The sequence below is a fragment of the Methylophaga sp. genome (assembly GCF_048266885.1).
In the GTDB taxonomy this organism is placed as follows: domain Bacteria; phylum Pseudomonadota; class Gammaproteobacteria; order Nitrosococcales; family Methylophagaceae; genus Methylophaga.
This window is the reverse complement of record NZ_JBLWYR010000005.1, coordinates 1-19,732: the sequence shown is the minus strand read 5'-3', so window position 1 is coordinate 19,732 and position 19,732 is coordinate 1. Positions and strand designations below refer to the sequence as shown.

The following is a 19,732-nucleotide window of genomic DNA, read 5'->3' as shown; positions in this document are numbered from 1 at the left end:
AGGGAAGCATTGATGAGTAATTTTCAGTTTCTGCAAAACGATTTTCCGGCATTGTATGCCGATGCTGTTGAAGCAGAACAACTGACGTTTCTCTCCCCGAAAGCCTCGGCGATTTTCTGCCGTTCTAGCCTCGAAAATGCGGTGAACTGGTTGTATGACCACGACCGTTCTTTAAGCCGTCCTTGGCGTGCAGACTTAAGCACCTTGCTGCATGAACATAGCTTTAAATCATTATTTAACAACACCTTATTTAACGAACTTAATCTGATACGCAAAACTGGTAATATCGCTGCCCATGGCAAACCAGTTAGCCAGCAGGATGCGCTTGCCTCGCTGAAATACCTGTATCGTTTTATGCGCCATTTGGCGATTTATTACGGCAAACAAACCCCCGAACCGCAGGTATTTGATGAGGCCTTAATCCCACATGGCCAGCCTACCCAGCCCAATGCACAACAACTGGCCGATACCGTGGCCGATGTGGCAGCCAAAAACACCATCGAGCGCGAAGCTGAAATCAGGCAACGTGAACTGGCTGAACAAAACGCCCAGTTAAAACAGCAGATCGAACAACAAAAAACCTTATTGGCTGAGCGCAAACAGGCGCGTGAACAGACGATCAATATTGAAGCCGCTGTGCCTTTGTTGGTATCCGAAGCCGAAACCCGCCGTCGTTATATTGATTTATCCCTTAAAGAAGCCGGTTGGGATGATTTGCAGGAGGGATATCACCTTGAATATCCCGTGACCGGCATGCCAAAAAGCACCAATCCATCAGGCAAAGGCTATATTGATTATGTGTTGTGGGGCGATGATGGTTTGCCACTGGCGGTGATTGAAGCCAAAAAAACCATGGTTGATTCGCGTAAAGGCAAACATCAGGCGGAGCTTTATGCCGATTGCCTGCAACAGTTAAAAGGCCAGCGGCCGATTATTTTTTATAGTAGCGGCTTTGAAACCTATCTCTGGGATGATCAGTTTTATCCGGAGCGTGAAGTTCAGGGCTTTTACAGCAAAGATGAATTGCAGTTACTGATCGAGCGGCGCAGCACCCGAACTGATTGTCGTGATTTTAAAGTGAATGAAGCGATTGCTGGAAGAGCCTATCAATTAGAAGCCGTGGCTCGGGTGGCTGAAAATACCGTTACCCAAAACAGCCGAGGTGAATTACGGGGCAGGGCACGGCAAAGTTTATTAGTGATGGCGACGGGCAGTGGTAAAACCCGCACGGCCGCTGCGATTGTCGATATGCTCACCAAATGTAACTGGGCCAAGCGAGTCTTGTTTCTTGCCGACCGCAATGCCTTGGTATCACAGGCAAAAAACAATTTTAGTGAACTGCTGCCACATTTATCCGCCATTGATTTGACCAAAGAAAAAGAAGATAACGGCACCCGATTGGTGTTTTCAACTTATCCGACCATCATGAACCGCATTGATGGCATGCGAAACACCGATACTCGTTTTTACGGTATCGGGCATTTTGATCTGATTATCATCGATGAAGCGCATCGCTCGGTGTATCAGAAATATAAAGCCATTTTTGATTATTTTGATGCCTTGCTGATTGGGCTGACCGCCACCCCCAAAGCCGAAGTCGATCACAATACCTACGGTTTATTTGGCATCGAAGATAATAATCCAACCTTTGCCTATGAACTCGATAAAGCCGTCGAAGAAGGCTTTTTGGTGCCACCCAAAGCAATCTCTGTACCGCTGAAATTTATGCGTGAAGGGGTACATTACAATCAATTATCTGACCATGAAAAAGCCCAGTATGAAGAAAAGTTTGGTGATCCTACCCAAGGTGAAGCGCCTGATGAGATTGAAAGTGCGGCGCTGAATAAATGGTTATTTAACACCGACACCGTGGATAAAGTACTAGATTATTTAATGACTTACGGCATTAAAGTGCAGGGCGGTGACAAACTCGGTAAAACCATTATTTTTGCTAAAAGCCATGCCCATGCGGTGTTTATAGAAGAACGCTTTAATAAAAATTATCCCGAATATGCCGGGCATTTTTTACGGGTCATCGATAACTACGAATCAAAAGCCCAGGATCTGCTGGAAATGTTCGTTGATCCTTATGAAGAACATAATCCACAAATCGCCGTGTCAGTCGATATGATGGATACCGGTGTCGATGCACCACGCGTGGTCAATCTGGTGTTTTTCAAACCAGTGAAATCCCCAACGAAATTCTGGCAGATGATTGGTCGTGGTACCCGTTTATGTACTGATTTGTTTGGGCCTGGCCAGGATAAAACGCATTTTGTGATTTTTGATTATTGTCAGAATTTTGAGTTTTTTGATGCCAACCCGGATGGCGTGCAAGGAAGACTGGTTAAAAGCCTGATTCAGCAAGTGTTTGAAGCAAAGCTGGAAGTCGCCATGCTGATTCGTGATGATATTGATAGAACGCAAGAGCAGGGGGCATTAGCCGAAAGTTATATTAATGAACTGTATCAGTCGATTTCCGATCTTGATAGAAACCGTTTTGTGGTGAAAGCCAAGCTCAGATATGTGGTTGAGTTTAGTGATAAAAAGCGCTGGCACAATCTATCCAAAAGTGATTTGCTGGATATCAACACCGAACTGGCCAATCTGGTATTAGCCGATAAAAATGATGATGAATTTGCCAGACGTTTCGATATCCTGGTGCTGAACTTTCAGATTGCCTTGTTAACCGGCTCGCATAGCTTAAGCCAGTTTATTAACAAACTTAGCAGCACAGCTAATGCCTTGTTAAAAAAGCAAAATATTCCAGCGGTGGCCCTGCAAAAAACGCTGTTAAATGAATTACAAACAGAACCATTCTGGCAATCTATCAATGTGAATCGTCTGGATGATGTGCGATTATCTTTACGAGATTTGATGAAATATCTCGATAAAGATCAACAACCTGTTGTAGAAACTTCTTTTGAAGACACGTTGGATCATGACGGCATCAGCATCCATGAGCCCATCGGCACGTATATCACGCTGCAAAGTTATAAAGACAGGGTAGAGTCCTATGTGCGAAGTCATAGTGATCATCTGGTGATTCAAAAGCTGAAAAGCAATAAAGCCATTACCGAAACCGAAATCAATTTACTGGAAAGCATTCTGTTTGATGGCAAAACAGTTGGTACCAAACAGGATTATATTGATACTTATGGTGATAAACCCTTAGGCGTGTTTATTCGGAATATTGTCGGTCTGGATATGGCTGCCGCCCAGACGCATTTTGCCGAGTTTATTCAAGCTGGCAATCTGGAAGCCGACCAAATGACTTTTATCAACAACATCATCAGCTATCTGACTAAAAATGGCGTGATTGATAAATCCATGTTGTTTGAACCGCCATTTACGCATATTCATGATCAAGGCTTATTGGGCGTGTTTGACGATGCCGCAGCGACCAAAGTGATTAGTTTGATTGATCATGTGAATGGCAATGCACTGGCGAATGTCAGTTAATCAACGTCTTATTCAGAATTTAAAATCTCGTGGGATTTGGATTTGCTCAAGAAGCCATTGCTTGCGCTGTAATTTCGATAGAACGTTGCCGCTTTCCGGTATCAAAAATGTCAGAAACGATCATTAGCTCGTCAGCTTCTGTTTTCTCGATAAGCTTTTGCAAACCATCTCGTACGGTCTCACGGCTACCAATGACACTGCAATCCAGCATTTGTCCTGCTTGGGCTTTTTCCTGCGGAGACCAGTAGGTTTCTATATCCTCGATAGGTGGCTGCATCAAGCCGCGAGTACCGCGAAAGAGGTCAGTAAATGACATCTGCTGTGATGTTGCAAGGTAGCGAGCTTCCTCGTCAGTATCAGCCGCGATCACATTGACTCCAACCATCGCATATGGCTTATTCAGCTGTGCCGAAGGTTTGAAATTGTTTCGATAGACGTTAAGCGCCTGATAAAGCGCTTGTGGGGCAAAATGAGAGGCGAAACCATAAGGCAGCCCCAGACTCGCCGCCAGTTGTGCACCAAATAGGCTAGATCCTAATATCCAAATTGGCACATTGCTCCCTGAACCAGGTACAGCCTCAATCCGTTGGGAGTCACCCTTGGGGGCAAGAAAAGCCTGTAATTCCTGCACATCCTGCGGGAAATGGTCAGCGTTGGCCGGATCTCGACGCAAAGCACGTAAGGTCATTTGGTCGGTCCCGGGAGCACGGCCCAATCCAAGATCGATACGACCGGGGAAAAGGGCTTCCAATGTACCGAACTGCTCGGCAATCACATATGGCGCATGATTAGGCAGCATGATGCCACCGGCACCCACGCGGATGCTGCTAGTCCCCGCCACGATATGGCCAATGACAATGGAGGTGGCTGCAGTGGTGACACCAGGCATATTATGATGCTCCGCTACCCATATGCGTTTGTATCCCAAACGCTCAGCTTGCTGGGCATATGTTCTGGCATCATTAAGTGCCGTTCGGCGGTCAGAGCCTTGGCGTACACGGCCAAGTTCCAGAATAGATAGGGGGGGCATATGTAATTTCAACTCATTTTGTTGTTGACTCTTACTACGGTAACATTTGGGATCAAGTTTGTATGGCAATCCATAAAACAGATATCTAATTATTGAAGAGCAATGACATGTGAGGCTGCTGTCTGAGATGTGAATCCTTCCAGTGAAACTAAGACAGGGTTCAAGTTATACTCACAAGTCTTGCCCCGCAATCGAGCAAACCTCCATTGCGATCGAACACGCAGCAGGGAAGCCACCTTTATTCCCGCCTCATCTGGAAACCTATGATTAACCGACCGCCCCAGCAAACCAATTCTATGGAAACCATCTCCAATCTCGATAATCTTGCTAAGTTAGCAAGCTACTCGTATATGGACTCGCTCAATGCTGATCCTGACGCGACATCGAATGGAGCCGACCACTATCCCCGTCAAGTCTTCTCAGGCCACTTTGTCCCGGTCAGTCCCACGCCACTCGAAAATCCCGAGTACGTCTCGCACAGTAAAAACCTGTTTCGCGAACTGGGCTTCGCCGATAGCATGGCTCAGTCGACCGACTTTATGCGTGTGTTCTCCGCCGACCTGACAAATGTTCCGGAGCCGATGCGTAAGATTGGATGGGCGACTGGCTATGCACTCTCTATATATGGCACCGAATACAAACAGCAATGTCCGTTTCAGACCGGCAACGGATACGGCGACGGTCGGGCTATTTCGGTGCTAGAGGCCGTCGTTAAAGGTCATCGCTGGGAAATGCAGCTAAAAGGTGGCGGTCGGACACCGTACTGCCGCGGCGCGGATGGACGCGCTGTTTTGCGATCAAGTGTTCGAGAGTTTCTGGCACAGGAGCATATGCACGCGCTTGGGGTTCCAACGTCAAGGTCTTTAAGTCTGTACGTGTCGAAAACCGAAAAAGTAAGGCGACCGTGGTACTCAGAAGGCTCACGTTCGATGGATCCAGATATGGTTATATCAGAGCCAGCAGCAATCTCAACGCGGGTCGCGCCGTCTTTCATCCGGGTTGGTCAAATTGAGCTTTTTGGACGGCGTGCCCGTAGCAATGAGCACCCGCGAGCGATGGAAGAGCTGGAGCAGATAGTTTTACACCTCATCAATCGTGAGTATGGAGACGTCATTGAGCAAAGCCTGAGCACTCCCGAAAAAGTATTGTTGCTTGCCAGCGAGTTCCGAAGCCGACTGACATCGCTTGTTGCCAATTGGATCCGTGTCGGCTATTGCCAGGGTAATTTCAACAGTGACAATTGTGCCGCAGGTGGATTTACACTCGACTATGGTCCATTCGGATTCTGCGATATGTTTGATCCGTACTTCCAGTCATGGACGGGAGGAGGTCAACATTTCGCATTTTTGAATCAACCTGTTGCAGCGGAAAAAAACTTTCAAATGTTTTGTACGGCACTAAGGCCGTTGTTGACTTCGCATCAGGACACTCTGCAAGAACTGGACGAAATTCAAAGCAACTTTGCATCAGTAATGCAGGTGCAAATGGAGAAAATGTGGGCAGCCAAACTTGGGCTTGATATTTTTAACGAGGAGTTATTTAGCGAGCTTGTATCGCTGATGATGCAAACGTCAGTTGATTACACCATTTTCTTTCGCGAACTGTCATCGGTGCCCGACGACATAGGACCACTCCAAAAAAGCTTTTACAAGAACCCGACGTATAACAAAGCCCCTGAAGAGATGAATAATCGCTGGTCAGAATGGCTCACTAAATGGAAAGCGATTATTAAGGCCAACACTACCGATACTGATGTGGCTCAAGCTTTTTCTCATGATGAACTTTCAAGAAAGATGAAACTGGTTAACCCGAAATACAGTTTGCGAGAATGGTTCGTTGTACCGGCTTATCAGCAAGCAGCGGCGGGGGACTACTCGCTACTTCGAGAGCTGCAAGAAATCATGACCAAGCCATACGAAGAGCAATCTAAACAAGTTGAGGACAAATACTACAGGTTGAAAGCTCCCGAGTTGTTTGAAGTCGGCGGCGTAGCTTATTACAGTTGCTCATCCTGATTTTACGAAATACCCAGAATCATTAATGCCAGTAATCATTTGAGAAACATCTGCTGAGATATATAAAAAGATTAAAAGAAAAGCCGTATTAAAAACTCAAATTCATCTATTTTTTAGATTAACCCAATGAGCAGAAATTTCGGATTTTAAAATGTTGTGGGGTTTGTATCGTAAAAACACTCAGATTTTAAATTCTGAACCATCTTAGAAAACCAAACTTTTTGTCATAACACAGATTATCGGAATATCTCTCGAAACTGATTTTCCGTTAATTGTCAAACTCATTAAATCTCGGTTTATTATAAATCAAAAAGTTAATAATATAACCACCAAAAGTATTGAGACAATATGTCATCAAGTTTGAGATTTAAGTGCTTTTTTTCCATTAATCTTCAGATATTTTTCCAACCAATTTTAAATAAATCCAATCAATAACTTTATATCTCTTTTAACAAAACATGTCAAAAATATAAAAATTAATAAATTATGTAAGGGTATATATTTATATAAGGAATAATCAGAATTGATCTGGAGTATATCGCACGAACATTAGTGCATGAAGACTAAAAATGAAAAGTGAACGGAGTTAGGTAAGGAGGGAGTGCTTGATCAAAATCTACTACTTAAGTGCCTGATTATACTGGAATGATTACTCTTCTGTGTACAGATAGTGATTTATCATGATAAGAGAGAATACGAAATTTCTTTTTAGGGATTTCTGATGATTGAAGAGGTTGCAATCTATCTATGGTTTTCTTAAGCTGAGCTCTTTCTTTAATATATTTTAAAAGAATTTCAGCATTATCAAGGGTTAAATATTTTGAATTACCATCATTTTCATAATATTCAATCAGTGAGTTTTCCCGGATTCGATCACGTATAACATTCGAATCAAGAAGAGAAAAGCTAATAAAGTCTTTGAGTGGAACTAATTCTTTATATGATTCGATTGGTGAAACAGGTAGAGGTCGTTCTATTAGCATGTCTAATAAAGAATCTTGCCATGAGAACCTCATCAACTTTATATTTCCATCTAATACATTTTTAATGACTTGAAAAAACCTGAGATCATATTTTGAATCATTTAATAGATCTCTTAATGAAACAAACTTCTTAACATCACTTAACGCTATGTTTGATAGATTCATTAATAAAGCATTAACTGCACTTTTCAAAATACGTTTTTTGGCATTTGGTTTGGCTTGAAAACTTTTTAGGATCTCATGGTTTCTTAACTCTAAAACCTGCTTGTTATCTATACCCAAAGTCGCTGACACTTCTTTTAGATCAAGCATATCGTCATAGTCATAGTTGAAGACCTCAAATCCATTGAGATTAGCAACTTTGTCATTTACTAATTCTGCAACTTTTTTGACTCTAGGGTTACAGGACGCCATGAAGTCTATCAAGGATAATTTTGGATGAAATTGCCGAATACCCTCAGAATCACGAAGTTCATCAAATAGAATTTCGGCTAGTGCCATTTCAGAGCTATATCCAATTGCTGCATAATCTAAACAAACCATATGATGATCTCCACCAAAATAGATCACTAACGCTTGATAGAAATCTAAAAAGGTTTCATATCCTTCACGATTCTGACTTAGAAAAAATTCGCTTAATACGACTGACGATTCATTTTTTTGAGGAACGACATCAGAACCTAGTAAATCAGCACCACAATTGCAAACATGTACACTTTTTCTTTGCCATGTAATTGGCTCATGGCATGCATAACATTTGTTAACCAAGCGAACATTATGTTCTGAACATGAAAGCATAAACTCATGATCCCATTGTCTCTTGAAATAAGGTCTATCTGCCACACACAATGGACAAAAGTGACTGGTTTTACGAATTAGTCTAGTCTGCATATCGATGCCAAAAAAATCTTGACGAGCAAATGTTTGGCTGTTGCCTGTAGGGATAGAGACGTGAGACACGCTTATGTTTATGGTTAGTAAATCACAGGCATTTAGATAAGCTTCTTTCTGACGTAATATTGTCTCAAGTTTTATTGGAAGCTTCTTCACCGGGTTCACAATAGATTCTAAAACTTTCAAAAGCTTCATCGGTGTGGAATAACCATTTTTTGCAGAAGCCCTTAATAAAAGGCTTCCTGGTGCCTCATCTTCATAAGGCACAGGAATGGCGATTAATGAGTAGGGTTTACTCACGATCTTTTCACTTTTTTGTTGTTATTATGAAAAACGGTTAACAATTTATCTTCTTCAACAGTAAATGGGTTTAACGTCTTAATCTGAAGATTTGTACATTTATCATAATTATATACATCACGAAAATGATGAAGTTTCACTTCATTCACACCTTCACGTATAGCTAATTTAGCAGCTGATTTGTATAGCTCACTAATATTGCCGGGATAACCATTTGTAGCAAGATTTAATCTAATTAAGTCGGCCATGTTATCGAATGCAGGGAATGATTTTAGTGACATTATTTGCTTAAATTTTTCAGCTAAACCTGCTGAGAAAGAGTTGAAGGGGCAGTTCGAATCCAATGTTGAAAATTCAAGTTTTTCAAGTTCTATAACTCTAAATCTTCGTTTAACTTCCTCATTTGATTCAATAAGAGATTTTAAAGCAGGGGTTCCCATTATCATGACTGGTGTCAGAGTTGCATTGGTCAATGATTTCAACCAATTCATCACGACAACGGCATTTCCTATAGTTGATATTTCATGAAATTCATCAAGCATAATCAAATTCGTTTCAGCCGACTTTAACTGTTGACTTAGTTTTGCTGTGAGTTCGATGAGCGTAGGTCTTAACTTGATACCAGGGTCATTTAGCTGAGAAAGCATTGCATTAGCTAAACCGTTAAGGGACCGGCCAGTATTACTTGCATATAAGGTAGGGATCTTAGTGATTTTGAAATTATCTCTACTCACTTCTTGAATAGGAAACCTTTTGAGTATTCTACTGCTCAATCTTGTTTTTCCCGCACCAGTTTCGCCTATTAAACAAATATTATTAGTCGCTGATCGTGTAATTCCTTTTATCCTATTTTCCTCAGTGATTAAAATTGTTTCTTCGAGGAAATTAAAAACTTGCTCACTACCATTATGTTTAATACCGATATTGTGAATCTCTTCAGTTTTAGCTAGCCGTTCAATTAAATTACGATCCATGATATTAATCCTCCTCAACTTCAAAGGTAGGTGCACTTATCTTTTGTCGTAAATTAATGGGTGATGCTTTATTTTGTTTCTTTTCCACAATTTTCTCCTTAGGTTCAATATAATCAATATCTTCTGAATCAATATCTTCCGAATCAACTTCAGATAATCGTGCAATTTTTTTACGATCACTTTTTGAATTCGACTGATGTAAACTTCTAATAAACTCCATTCTTTCTATTGTCAGTGCTCGTTGGGTTTTTAAGTCAACCTTGAATTCTGCAGATCTTTTCTCTTGAAATAAATTGTGCTCATAGAGTGACAAACCGTTGTGATAAATCGGCGTAGTACTCTCAGCTACGATAAAATTATCTTCTTCAAACGGGTCTTTTATTAGCAATTTACCCAGATTGAGAACATCGACATATACGTCAACTTTTCTGTCTTTTTTTGAAATTCCCATTCCTTCAAATTTATGTTCAATGGTTCTCAGTGCATGAGAAAACCATTTCGAATTGAATGCTGTAATTCGCCCTTTATTAATAGTTCTAGTTATTACTGTTTTTGCAACGCGATCTATCATTTCCGATGGCAAAGTATGTATTACATGTCTGTTTAGCTCTCTCTGCATTATCTGGGTTTAGCCCCTGATGAAAACTGTTGTGATACATGCCGATAAACTTATCGAGAGCTTCTCGAAGCTCTTTCAGGGTCATTTGAGCTTCTCCAACAGAATCATAGCCACCCCTATGATCTGGATTAGAAAAGGTTGTGCCAGGTAATTTATGAATGAATTGAGAGTTGAGTGTTTTAAAAAAACGCTCAATAAAAGGTTTACTATTAGGAGTTCGTGGTGGAGCATATTCGATCTCTATGCCGCTGTAATTACACAGGTTCTTAATTGAACTTGAGATGTAATCACCACCATTATCAACGATTAATCGCTCAATTTTTCCTCCTGGAAGACCATTATCAGTATTAAATGCCCCTTTTAATGCAATTTGTAAGGTATGCGAAGAAAATGGGATAACACTAATTTCATAAGATAAGATGCTTCGGGAAAAACGATCTATTAAGACTGTCAGGTAAGCACGACCAAGAATTTTCTTTAGTTCGTTTACGATGATAACGTCAATATGATTCCCATCAGCTTCGACAGCCTGAAATATACGTATTAAGTCAATTTGTTTTCCTGCAGCCTTAAGAACCTTACCGGCTTTCTCTTTGCCGTAAATCTGTTTCAGTTTTTTATAAGGATCAATTTCACTTATACGTCTCTGAAGTGTTCTTACAGAGGGTATTTGAATCGTTGAAGGTAACCCCGAAGTGAGAGTGAAATCTTCTAGCTTTGCATGTAATTCATAAGCAATTTCATAAGCATTGAATCGAATTTTATTGTTCAGGTAATAATGATCAACCTCATCGGAAATAAACTGCTCAATCTCACCTCCAAACTTTGAGCTCCTTTTCTGGTTTTTCCATCTAGGTAACAAAGAATGGTGGTTATAGTTACTATTGATGAATTTTTTAATCCATGAACATACAGTGCTAAAGCCAGGGGCAGTCTCATTTCTAATACTGGCTATTTCATTTATAAGCTTGCTTGGTCCAGATATATCTTTTGAACTGTAGTTACTAAAGACATCTGTAACGCCTTTGACGAAAGCCATGCGTCTTTCCAGCTCACCTTTTTCTTTAACTGAAAGAACGTTTGCATAACGTGCACTTTCATCTTTTGATGCTGAAATGACTTTGATTTTCTTATGTTTAGCCCAAGATTTAAACTCACTGATCGATTTAATCACTGCGTCTCCGCCACGTGTTTTCATAAAGCGAATAGTTCTTCTGTCGATATGACCAATCTCATATTCAACACCGCCCCAAGCTAACCGATCGCCCGTATTTAAATTTTCAGTAATCATTACGCAACCTCCAGAATAGTGTCAGCCGTGATAATTGAATGTTTGTCGAAGGTCAGATACCCCACATGAAGCAGATGCTCAAGCAATTGAGGGGGAAGGTTATTTTTTACCAACAACTTGTGAAGCTTTTTGAAATCACCTGAAACACCTTGAGGCAATAAGTGTTTGGCATATTCCATTTGGCTATGCGTAACACTTAGCTTTAAACCGGCATATATAATTTCCCGATTACGATGGTCAGTCATTTTGAGAAAATCTCTTTCGGTCAATGTGTCATGACGAAAACCGTTACAAGAAAAGTAATTTTCAACATCCGCTAAAAGTGATTTCACAGAATCGTTTTCCAACACACTGTGTGGTTTGATCTGTCGGAAGGAGATATGTCCATCTGTGTGAATCAACATGGCATCAGGGGTATACCTTCTGGAACCTGTGTTAATCTCAAATGGTTGAAGTTTGTATTCAGCAATAGAGCTATCAAATTCCATCCATAAAGCATGTGCCGCTTCCAGCTCACCTTCACATGGCATAAGTGTTTTTCCATTCTTAACGCTCGGGAAGAAAATAATTTTTCTGCCATGCCGTCCTTTGTTAAAAACCCTGCTTCCTTGTAAAACTCCTAGCCGAGGTTTCACCTCCATAGCTAACGTAATTTGGTTTTGAATTGTGTACATAATTCACACTCCTTTAACAACAGCAAGACAGATGCTGTAGTGGAGGCGCATTTTGTATTTTTCTGGGAAAGTGTCAATGGAAAATAGCAGCAAGGTGAATGCTGCAATGCTATAATGGGTCTAAAAATAGATTATTTAATCATCATTTGTTAAGGATAAGATACTGATGCAATTAGAGATATTGCTCACAGATGTGTTGGATATATCAACAGGTTATCCATTTCGTAAGAAAATTGAACCAGTTCACAAAGGTGTTCCCGTCATTCAGCTAAAAGATGTAGATATGCGCGAAGGATTGAATGCTAAAGATTTGATAGTCACAGAATTGCCCTACAGAGCACCCAGCGAATGGGTTAAGAATGAAGACATTTTATTTATAGCAAAAGGCAGTCAGCATTTCGCTGTATTGGTTAAGGGACTTGAAGAACAAGCCGTCTGCACCCCACATTTTTTTCATTTAAGGGTTAAATCAAACCAAATTTTACCTGCTTATATCGTATGGCTGATTAACCAAACGCCAATGCAGCAATACTTAATTCAAGTTTCTGAAGGCAATTATTCAAAGTTGATTAAAAAAAGTTCACTAGAGAATATAAGTCTTAAGTTACCAGACCTAGCTATTCAGGAAGAAATTGTTGGCTTACACGAGCTTTACCAAGCACAAGCTAAAACACTTAAAGATATACATATCAAGCATATTATTAGAGAAACAGATCTAGCCAACCACTCTATGGGTGAAAAATGACTGTTATAACATCCCACCATATCGAACAATCTGCCCAAGCCTTAAAACAGGTCGCGCTTAAACATCTTGATCTAGATGACGCTGTTCTAATGTCGTTAGGTATCTTTACACCGTTAGTAATTCATAAAGCGACACTTTTTAAAAAGGAATACATTAAAGAGCTATATGACAATGGAGCAATATTTCAACAGTGGACGCTATTGCAGCCGATATATGATGATTACGCTGAAGAATTGCCTGAACTAAAAGTAATTTATCCCCGATTAGATGAATTATCTAAATCCTTTGGCTCAGAAGAGTTGGATTTGTCAGATATTTTTTATGCTGTTTATGATCTTTTCGTTTGTATGGAGAAGAGGGGACTCTCAAAGCTGCAGATTCTTGATGTCATTTTTGAATCCTTCTACCAGAAAGATACAGATAACTTTTTTGAGTATTCAGCAAATGAATTTATGTTTCATATCACTGGTATCGAATTAAATGAAAGTATCGTCAAAGCACCTTTTGATAACGCTGGGCAAATATTTTATGGATTGATTAAAAACATGGATAAGCTTCAACCAGCCAATCTTTCTTCTGTTGTTGAATCACATCATGTTAAAAACTACCATACTCTTTTACTCATCATGTTCATACTTCAGGAGGGAAGTTCTAAACTCTCGTCTGAGAATACTTCTGTAGTAAGTAAATCTACTTCCAAAGTTGATATTGCTTTACTGTCGTTAAACAGTAAATTAACACCCGAAAAAGATATTTCCACACTAGATATTGAGCACTTTGAATATGGTCTTCCACAAAAAAACCGGCCAGAATTTTTGTACATACAAGGTGCAATATCTTCATTAAAAGCGGAGGGGGCCGCTTACATAATTACGCCAGTATCCGTTCTTTATCGCACTGGGTCTGATAAAGACATTAGACAAAAGCTTGTTGAAGCTAACCTGATTGATACTCTGATTTTTCTTCCTAAGAAATATCCAACTAAAACATCCAGTCCTATGGCGATTCTTATCGTGAGGAAAAATCGTGTTAATTCAGATACGCTTTTTCTGGATGCTGAGACGTTCATCAAAGAGAACAAACTTATTGACTATGATGCGGTACGAGCAATATTAAAAACACGTGAAACTATCTCACACAAGACCTACTCAGCCAGTTTTGAAGAGATAGTTAATAATGATTTTAATTTAAACTTGAAACATTATATTCAACCCGAAAATAAGGATGTTATCGAGCCTGAGGATAATCGTGATATTGCCGAACTAATTGCTGAATTTATTGAGAGAGAACGACTCATTGAAGAAAAATATCAATCTATATTAAACGCACTCAAGGGATAGTGACCTTATCTTAAATTAAATATTCATTTATGGACTCGTCATACATATGGGAGTGAATATGCATAACCGTAAATCAATGAGCAGGCAAAAATTATATGACCTGGTGTGGTTCACTCCCATATCGACACTCGCCAAGCAATTTGGGTTAAGTGACAAAGGTCTGGCTAAGAAATGCATTAAGCATAAAATTCCGACTCCGCCCCTGGGTCACTGGGCAAAAGTGAATAATGGCAAAAAAACTCAAAAAGTGCTTTTGCCAAAATTAAAAGATACTGAAAAACAACTTGATACTGTGGTTTTCAATATGTCGAGTTGGACAGATCCTCTTGTCGAACAAGTTAAAGTGAAATTCAACATAAAGGGCAATGAGGGTAAGACTAAGATCACAAGTGATAAGCCATCTAAGTTGCCTGTAATTCGATCTTACCATCCTATTATTGCCAAGCTTCGCAATAATGTTGGTAAAGCCCAAAGCTTTGATAAATATTCCCGGGTAACATTTTCATCCTGTCCAAATATGGGCATTAAAGTATCAAAGCAATCTTTCGACAGAACCTGTCAGTTACTTGAAGTGCTCATCCGTACGTGTAAACCAATGGACATTGACTTAGTCATATTGACTGAGCAGTATGACTCATCACAAAAGGCTGTCTTAAAACATGACGAGATAACAATAGCTTTTGAAATAAGAGAAAAGCTTAAACGTATTGAAAACCAGCCAACTGATAATAAACCTTGGTACGATAAATACACTTATCAACCAACAGGCATGCTTGAATTTGAGCTCATGGAATATGGAAGAGGTCTTCGCACTAAATGGTCTGATGGGAAGATTTCAACTTTGGATAATCAGATCCAAGCCATCGCATTGGGTATTCAACAAGTTTTTGAATTAAAGCAACTTCGAAAAATCAAAGCCATTGCTGATGCAGAACAAAATAGAGTCGAGCGAAATGAACAACTTGAGCAGGAGCGTCTTGAGCTGATTGATAAACAAAGACAGCTTCATCTGGACAAGCTTGCTAAGGACTATAAACGCTCGCAGGAAGTAATGAATCTGGTGCAGGCGATCGAGATGAAACCTATACAGGCAGCAGGTCAAGAAGATTGGTTAGTATGGGCTAAAGAATATGCTACAAAGCTCAATCCAATAACAAATATAGAGTCAATTATTGCAACGTTCAACAAGATTCCGGATCTTGATAGCTATAATCTACAAAACTTAAAGTGGTGATGTTTGAGTTTTAAAGTTTTAAAGTTTTAAAGTTTTAAAGTTTTAAGGTAGAAAATTGTAAAGCAGTGAGATTGCAAATCGTTATAAACGGCTTCATATCTTATGGTTAAACCTTCTTGAGAAAGTTTTAAGAGTTATTAGACCATTTTTCGCTTTTTCTGATAATGAGAATCGGTTTATATCAGTTAGAATTACTTGGATTTTTTCAATAGCCATTTCTTCACGCTCATCAACTCGTCCATCAGATTCCATCACATCAGTTAGAAATTTAATGATCTCTTTGGACATCGCATTATAATTACAATCTTTATTAACTTTTTTGAACTCACCTAAGGTTTGAGCTAACTCTTTTATTGAGAGGCTATCCAGCCTTGATTCGGAAAATGATAAAGCCTCATCAACAAATCCAGGATTGTATCCCCACTCCTTGACGAAGTAATTTCGTATAGCTTTTCTCTCTACTTCATCAATATGACCATCTATTTGAGCTACTTTCAAAGCAAGTGGGGGTATTAGATCAAAAAGAGCGATAGCAAGGACATCTATTGGGGTATTAATGAAATTTGGGATGATAGTGACTTTCGAATTAGTTTGCCCCTTAATGTAACGAGCTAAACCTAACCACGTACCACCCGCCACAGCGCCGGCAGCGATGATCCAGCCAATAGGAGTTACAGCAGTGCCAATACCAATAGCACCGAGTATTCCGCTTGGAACAAAGAATGTAGATGCGACCGTGGAAGTTTTGGCTAATGCCGCCGCTGAAAAAGCTACACCGGCGCTATCCCAAACTTCAAATACGGAGTTTTTGAGCTTAAGACTACTGTAGGCATCTTCACCAATAGCCAGTTTTGCTTTGAACTTTAGTGGCTCATCAATTATAGATTCGGTGTTTGCAAACCATTGTTTATTGGTTTCAGTAACCATTATTATTTAACCAGCCGTTCTTAAAGCATAAAACGAACTGTTTACTTCGGTTATTCGTCTTAGTAAGGCCTTGTCCTGAATATCGTTATATACCCCAACAATCATTCCTAAAGCGATAATAATTGGAGTGACTATTGGTCCCAAAACAACACCTATAAAAGGTATAGAAGAAATCAAAAAGCCTACAATTGCTCCGAAGATCATTCCGAAAGAAGCATTAGGAAATTCTTTAAAGATGGTTGCAATGTAATCAATAATCTTACGACCTATCTTTAAGACTGATTGACCAATTCGAATTGTTGTTCTTGAAAAGGTAAACAGCGCTGACTTTATATCTGCAGATACATCCAATTTGTCTATCAAATGTTTAATATCTTCCTCAGAAAGACTGAAATTCATCATTGCTTCAACAAAATCTTTATTCGCATCCGCAGATTCAATAGTAACTTGTTTGCCAGTTGATGCATCAATTCCAGTAATTCTCATTTTTTATTCCCTTAATGTTGTGAGAACTTTTAAAACAATTTGTTATTAAAATCAAGTTATTTACTATCAGCCATCTTGAAACGCTGTTGCTCATAAAGTCTTGCTTCCGATTGTATCGGGGCCTTCGTGTACAGGCTGTCTTAACACCCTGACATTATTACTCAATTTATGTTGGCGATACCAATATTAGAACCTTGGCAAATAATAAAAATAATTGTCATGTTGATATGTAATAAAGTTGCATCCAATAATACATTCAATAAGATCGGTAGAGTGTTTGTGGTTATTATGTTCAAAAATTAGGGATTAGCTTGTTGTATAAATTTGGATAACTTGTTAATTTAAGAAAGTGTTTCGTTTTCACGAGCATGTTTTGCCAGTCGGATAATCCACTGGTTCCTTAGTTTCTGCTGAGCAGGACGAGGTAACCTTTATCAGTGGAGAACTTCATGGCAAAAAACCGACCTTCCCTTCGAGCTCCTCGCACAAAAGCTTTCAACAAACAAAATGGACGTTGCTATTACTGCGATCTACCTATGTGGATTAATGATGTATCGAGCTTTTGTCAACGTTATGAATTAACTCTCAAACAAGCAAAACTATTTAAATGTACGGGTGAGCACCTTATAGCTTTTAATGATGGAGGTGCCTCTAACCAATCGAATATTGTGGCGGCTTGTTATTACTGTAATTCGAGAAGGCATAAACCTAAAGAGGCGCTTTCACCCGAGAGATACAAACAGAAAGTGCAAAGCCGGATGAGATCGGGGAAATGGCATACCGGATTCATATCTATGGCATGTTAACTTTTTGAAAGCTTTTCCTGAATCCTTAAATAGATTTCTTCTCGATGGACCGTTATCTCTTTGGGGGCTGTAATACCTATTCGAACCTGACGTTTTCTCCCAAAACCCGTTATATCCAGAACCTCAATCGTGACATCTCGCCCGATGTGAAGTACCTGTCCAATCTGTCTTTTTAATATCAACATCCTTGTCTCCAGATTTTTCCGCTGATTTTACATTAAGGTTAAATGGAAACTATCCCATCATAGCCTGAGAGCGTCTTTCAAAATATTCTTCTTGATTACATTATTTCGGTTCTCTATATTTTCTCTTCTCAATGTGTTCTCGTTAATGTGATGGTTTAACCAAAGGTAATTATGCCTCCTGAAAGCGCTAAATTCTGGGATAGAGTTATTATATTAGTCGATATGAATTGCTTCTTTGCTCAGGTAGAGCAACAGGACAATCCATTTTGGCGTAATCGGCCAGTGGCTATTACCAATGGCAAGTTAGGTAGCACGATCATTACTTGTTCTTATGAAGCCCGTGCTTATGGTGTGAAAACCGGCATGCGACTCAAAGAAGCAAGACAGTTATGTCCTGAACTCATTCAAGCACCCAGTCGGCCACATCGTTACGTAGAGAAATCCACTCAGATTATGCAGGCGTTGGAAAAGATCACGCCGGATCTCGAAATCTATTCGGTTGATGAAGCGTTTCTAGATGTGACGAAATGTCAGAGTTTATTAGGCACACCGGAAGCTATTGGTAAGTTGGTTAAAAAGACGGTAAGTGATGCCTCTGGATTAACCTGCAGCGTAGGGGTGAGTGGGGACAGAACTACAGCTAAATTTGCAGCCAAGTTAGTTAAGCCAGATGGATTAACGATTATCGCGCCTTGGGAAGCTGAGGCAAGACTCGCCGATGAACCTGTCACTGAACTTAGTGGCATCGCCAGAGGCATTGGCAGCTTTCTGAACAAGTACGGTGTTTACAAATGCGGTGATATGAAAAAGCTGCCGATTGGCATACTGGCCAAACGCTTTGGCAACCCTGGCAGGCGTATTTGGTTAATGGCACAGGGAAAAGATCCTGAGCCGATAACAACCTTGGTGAAAGCACCCAAAACAATTGGTCATGGCAAAGTTATGCCGCCTGGTACCCGTGATTTACGAACCGTTTTAATTTATCTGCAGCACATGGCTGAAAAAGTGGGTACCCGATTACGCCGGCATAACTTTCAGTCGAATCATTTTTTTATCGGCATTAAAACCGAAGAAGGCTGGTTAGGTACCAAATTCAAAATTGATAACACGACCGATGATGGCCAGGTAATTTATGAGCTTGGTCGGCAGTTTATGCAAAAGCACTGGGCAGATCAGGAAGCCCGGCAGGTGCAAATAATTGCTTTAAGCCCAACAGAGTGCCGGCAGCAGGATTTATTTTTGGATAATACTCATCAGATCAAACGAGAAAAAATTAATCAGGCAATCGATAAGATTAATGAACGCTATGGCGAATTCACTGTGGCGCCCATGCCTGTGATAGGCCGTAGTGAGATGCCAAATGTAATAGCCCCCGCATGGAAGCCCACAGGTCATAGGAAAACAATTTGATGTGTGGAGGAGCTCACTTTCAATATGGCGAGGAGTACATGCGAATGTATTTTCCTAATCCCAAAGCCATGCTGCCAGTACTTAAAAAAGATGGCTCAATCGAGTTGTTGCCTTGGGGAAGGAGACAAAAGCAGCCAGGTTTTTTACCTATCGGCGGCTGGGCAAGAATTGAATCTATTTATGGGGGGGTGTGGGAACGTTATTTTCCTAAGCCCGTAAAAATACCCGTATTGAGTTTTATGGAAAAAGACTTCGAGGGACACAGTCACTGGTATGACCTACAGAAAGGACAATACATTCAAGGTTTGGTAGCGAAAGAGGGCAACGAGCGTCGTGTATATGTGGTGACGCTGGAGC

17 protein-coding genes are annotated in these 19,732 nt (G+C 40.2%); 8 read left to right on the top strand and 9 right to left on the bottom strand.

Going from position 1 to position 19,732, the window contains the following annotated elements:
• The first annotated feature begins 12 nt into the window (after positions 1-12).
• Entirely contained in the window at positions 13-3,462 is a 3,450-nt protein-coding gene (locus ACN0V2_RS03505) for a DEAD/DEAH box helicase family protein (RefSeq protein ID WP_417549401.1), read from the top strand.
• A gap of 46 nt (positions 3,463-3,508) precedes the next feature.
• Here ACN0V2_RS03505 and ACN0V2_RS03500 read toward each other — a convergent pair whose 3' ends face one another.
• The gene (locus ACN0V2_RS03500; protein WP_417549400.1) at positions 3,509-4,492 is read right to left on the bottom strand and encodes an LLM class flavin-dependent oxidoreductase; all 984 of its coding nucleotides are present in this window, start codon (positions 4,490-4,492) and stop codon (positions 3,509-3,511) included.
• 263 nt (positions 4,493-4,755) lie between these two features.
• Between ACN0V2_RS03500 and ACN0V2_RS03495 the strand changes: the two genes are divergently transcribed.
• Positions 4,756-6,507: a protein adenylyltransferase SelO gene (locus ACN0V2_RS03495; RefSeq protein WP_417549399.1), complete on the top strand. Its 1,752-nt coding sequence runs from the start codon at positions 4,756-4,758 to the stop codon at positions 6,505-6,507.
• A gap of 635 nt (positions 6,508-7,142) precedes the next feature.
• Here ACN0V2_RS03495 and ACN0V2_RS03490 read toward each other — a convergent pair.
• From ACN0V2_RS03490 to ACN0V2_RS03470, 5 genes are read right to left on the bottom strand one after another with little or no spacing between them, the layout of a single operon-like run.
• Entirely contained in the window at positions 7,143-8,684 is a 1,542-nt protein-coding gene (locus ACN0V2_RS03490) for a TniQ family protein (RefSeq protein WP_417549398.1), read from the bottom strand.
• A complete protein-coding gene (locus ACN0V2_RS03485; protein WP_417549397.1) occupies positions 8,681-9,658 on the bottom strand; it encodes a TniB family NTP-binding protein in 978 nt (325 codons plus the stop codon). Before ACN0V2_RS03485 ends, ACN0V2_RS03490 begins: the two co-directional genes overlap by 4 nt.
• A 4-nt stretch (positions 9,659-9,662) precedes the next feature.
• Entirely contained in the window at positions 9,663-10,229 is a 567-nt protein-coding gene (locus ACN0V2_RS03480; protein ID WP_417549396.1) for a hypothetical protein, read from the bottom strand.
• The gene (locus tag ACN0V2_RS03475; RefSeq protein WP_417549395.1) at positions 10,195-11,568 is read right to left on the bottom strand and encodes a DDE-type integrase/transposase/recombinase; all 1,374 of its coding nucleotides are present in this window, start codon (positions 11,566-11,568) and stop codon (positions 10,195-10,197) included. The genes ACN0V2_RS03480 and ACN0V2_RS03475 overlap by 35 nt, the downstream gene beginning before the upstream one ends.
• Positions 11,568-12,242, bottom strand: a complete 675-nt coding sequence (locus tag ACN0V2_RS03470) for a hypothetical protein (RefSeq protein WP_417549394.1) — start codon at positions 12,240-12,242, stop codon at positions 11,568-11,570. Before ACN0V2_RS03470 ends, ACN0V2_RS03475 begins: the two co-directional genes overlap by 1 nt.
• 166 nt (positions 12,243-12,408) lie before the next feature.
• On the opposite strand from ACN0V2_RS03470, the gene ACN0V2_RS03465 reads away from it, so the two are divergent.
• From ACN0V2_RS03465 to ACN0V2_RS03455, 3 genes are read left to right on the top strand one after another with little or no spacing between them, the layout of a single operon-like run.
• Positions 12,409-12,987 carry a restriction endonuclease subunit S gene (locus ACN0V2_RS03465; protein ID WP_417549393.1) on the top strand — a complete coding sequence of 193 codons (579 nt, stop codon included), beginning with the start codon at positions 12,409-12,411 and terminating at the stop codon, positions 12,985-12,987.
• Positions 12,984-14,327, top strand: coding sequence for an N-6 DNA methylase (locus ACN0V2_RS03460; protein ID WP_417549392.1), 1,344 nt, complete (start codon positions 12,984-12,986; stop codon positions 14,325-14,327). The genes ACN0V2_RS03465 and ACN0V2_RS03460 overlap by 4 nt, the downstream gene beginning before the upstream one ends.
• A gap of 58 nt (positions 14,328-14,385) precedes the next feature.
• Positions 14,386-15,561 carry a hypothetical protein gene (locus ACN0V2_RS03455; protein ID WP_417549391.1) on the top strand — a complete coding sequence of 392 codons (1,176 nt, stop codon included), beginning with the start codon at positions 14,386-14,388 and terminating at the stop codon, positions 15,559-15,561.
• A 93-nt stretch (positions 15,562-15,654) separates the two neighbouring features.
• On the opposite strand, the gene ACN0V2_RS03450 is transcribed toward ACN0V2_RS03455, so the two are convergent.
• Together ACN0V2_RS03450 and ACN0V2_RS03445 are read right to left on the bottom strand one after the other, a co-directional pair.
• On the bottom strand, positions 15,655-16,488 hold the full coding sequence (locus ACN0V2_RS03450) for a TerB family tellurite resistance protein (RefSeq protein WP_417549390.1): 834 nt from the start codon (positions 16,486-16,488) through the stop codon (positions 15,655-15,657).
• Between the two features lie 6 nt (positions 16,489-16,494).
• On the bottom strand, positions 16,495-16,974 hold the full coding sequence (locus ACN0V2_RS03445) for a hypothetical protein (RefSeq protein WP_417549389.1): 480 nt from the start codon (positions 16,972-16,974) through the stop codon (positions 16,495-16,497).
• A gap of 449 nt (positions 16,975-17,423) precedes the next feature.
• Between ACN0V2_RS03445 and ACN0V2_RS03440 the strand changes: the two genes are divergently transcribed.
• The gene (locus tag ACN0V2_RS03440; protein WP_417549388.1) at positions 17,424-17,780 is read left to right on the top strand and encodes an HNH endonuclease; all 357 of its coding nucleotides are present in this window, start codon (positions 17,424-17,426) and stop codon (positions 17,778-17,780) included.
• Here the strand turns inward: ACN0V2_RS03440 and csrA are convergent.
• A complete protein-coding gene (gene csrA, locus ACN0V2_RS03435; RefSeq protein ID WP_417549387.1) occupies positions 17,777-17,965 on the bottom strand; it encodes a carbon storage regulator CsrA in 189 nt (62 codons plus the stop codon). The two genes, ACN0V2_RS03440 and csrA, sit on opposite strands and share 4 nt — an antisense overlap.
• Positions 17,966-18,136: 171 nt before the next feature.
• On the opposite strand from csrA, the gene ACN0V2_RS03430 reads away from it, so the two are divergent.
• Positions 18,137-19,375 (top strand): DNA polymerase Y family protein, encoded by a 1,239-nt coding sequence (locus ACN0V2_RS03430; protein ID WP_417549386.1) that lies wholly within the window; start codon positions 18,137-18,139, stop codon positions 19,373-19,375.
• A gap of 38 nt (positions 19,376-19,413) precedes the next feature.
• On the top strand, positions 19,414-19,732 hold a 319-nt coding region (locus ACN0V2_RS03425; RefSeq protein ID WP_417549385.1), incomplete at its 3' end, for a hypothetical protein.

Excerpts from the sequence above, each read along its gene's own strand:
- ACN0V2_RS03505 (WP_417549401.1), top strand. The coding sequence starts at position 13 with ATGAGTAATTTTCAGTTTCTGCAAAACGATTTTCCGGCATTGTATGCC.
- ACN0V2_RS03500 (WP_417549400.1), bottom strand. The coding sequence starts at position 4,492 with ATGCCCCCCCTATCTATTCTGGAACTTGGCCGTGTACGCCAAGGCTCT.
- ACN0V2_RS03495 (WP_417549399.1), top strand. The coding sequence starts at position 4,756 with ATGATTAACCGACCGCCCCAGCAAACCAATTCTATGGAAACCATCTCC.
- ACN0V2_RS03485 (WP_417549397.1), bottom strand. The coding sequence starts at position 9,658 with ATGGATCGTAATTTAATTGAACGGCTAGCTAAAACTGAAGAGATTCAC.
- ACN0V2_RS03480 (WP_417549396.1), bottom strand. The coding sequence starts at position 10,229 with ATGATAGATCGCGTTGCAAAAACAGTAATAACTAGAACTATTAATAAA.
- ACN0V2_RS03475 (WP_417549395.1), bottom strand. The coding sequence starts at position 11,568 with ATGATTACTGAAAATTTAAATACGGGCGATCGGTTAGCTTGGGGCGGT.
- ACN0V2_RS03470 (WP_417549394.1), bottom strand. The coding sequence starts at position 12,242 with ATGTACACAATTCAAAACCAAATTACGTTAGCTATGGAGGTGAAACCT.
- ACN0V2_RS03465 (WP_417549393.1), top strand. The coding sequence starts at position 12,409 with ATGCAATTAGAGATATTGCTCACAGATGTGTTGGATATATCAACAGGT.
- ACN0V2_RS03460 (WP_417549392.1), top strand. The coding sequence starts at position 12,984 with ATGACTGTTATAACATCCCACCATATCGAACAATCTGCCCAAGCCTTA.
- ACN0V2_RS03455 (WP_417549391.1), top strand. The coding sequence starts at position 14,386 with ATGCATAACCGTAAATCAATGAGCAGGCAAAAATTATATGACCTGGTG.
- ACN0V2_RS03450 (WP_417549390.1), bottom strand. The coding sequence starts at position 16,488 with ATGGTTACTGAAACCAATAAACAATGGTTTGCAAACACCGAATCTATA.
- ACN0V2_RS03445 (WP_417549389.1), bottom strand. The coding sequence starts at position 16,974 with ATGAGAATTACTGGAATTGATGCATCAACTGGCAAACAAGTTACTATT.
- ACN0V2_RS03440 (WP_417549388.1), top strand. The coding sequence starts at position 17,424 with ATGGCAAAAAACCGACCTTCCCTTCGAGCTCCTCGCACAAAAGCTTTC.
- csrA (WP_417549387.1), bottom strand. The coding sequence starts at position 17,965 with ATGTTGATATTAAAAAGACAGATTGGACAGGTACTTCACATCGGGCGA.
- ACN0V2_RS03430 (WP_417549386.1), top strand. The coding sequence starts at position 18,137 with ATGCCTCCTGAAAGCGCTAAATTCTGGGATAGAGTTATTATATTAGTC.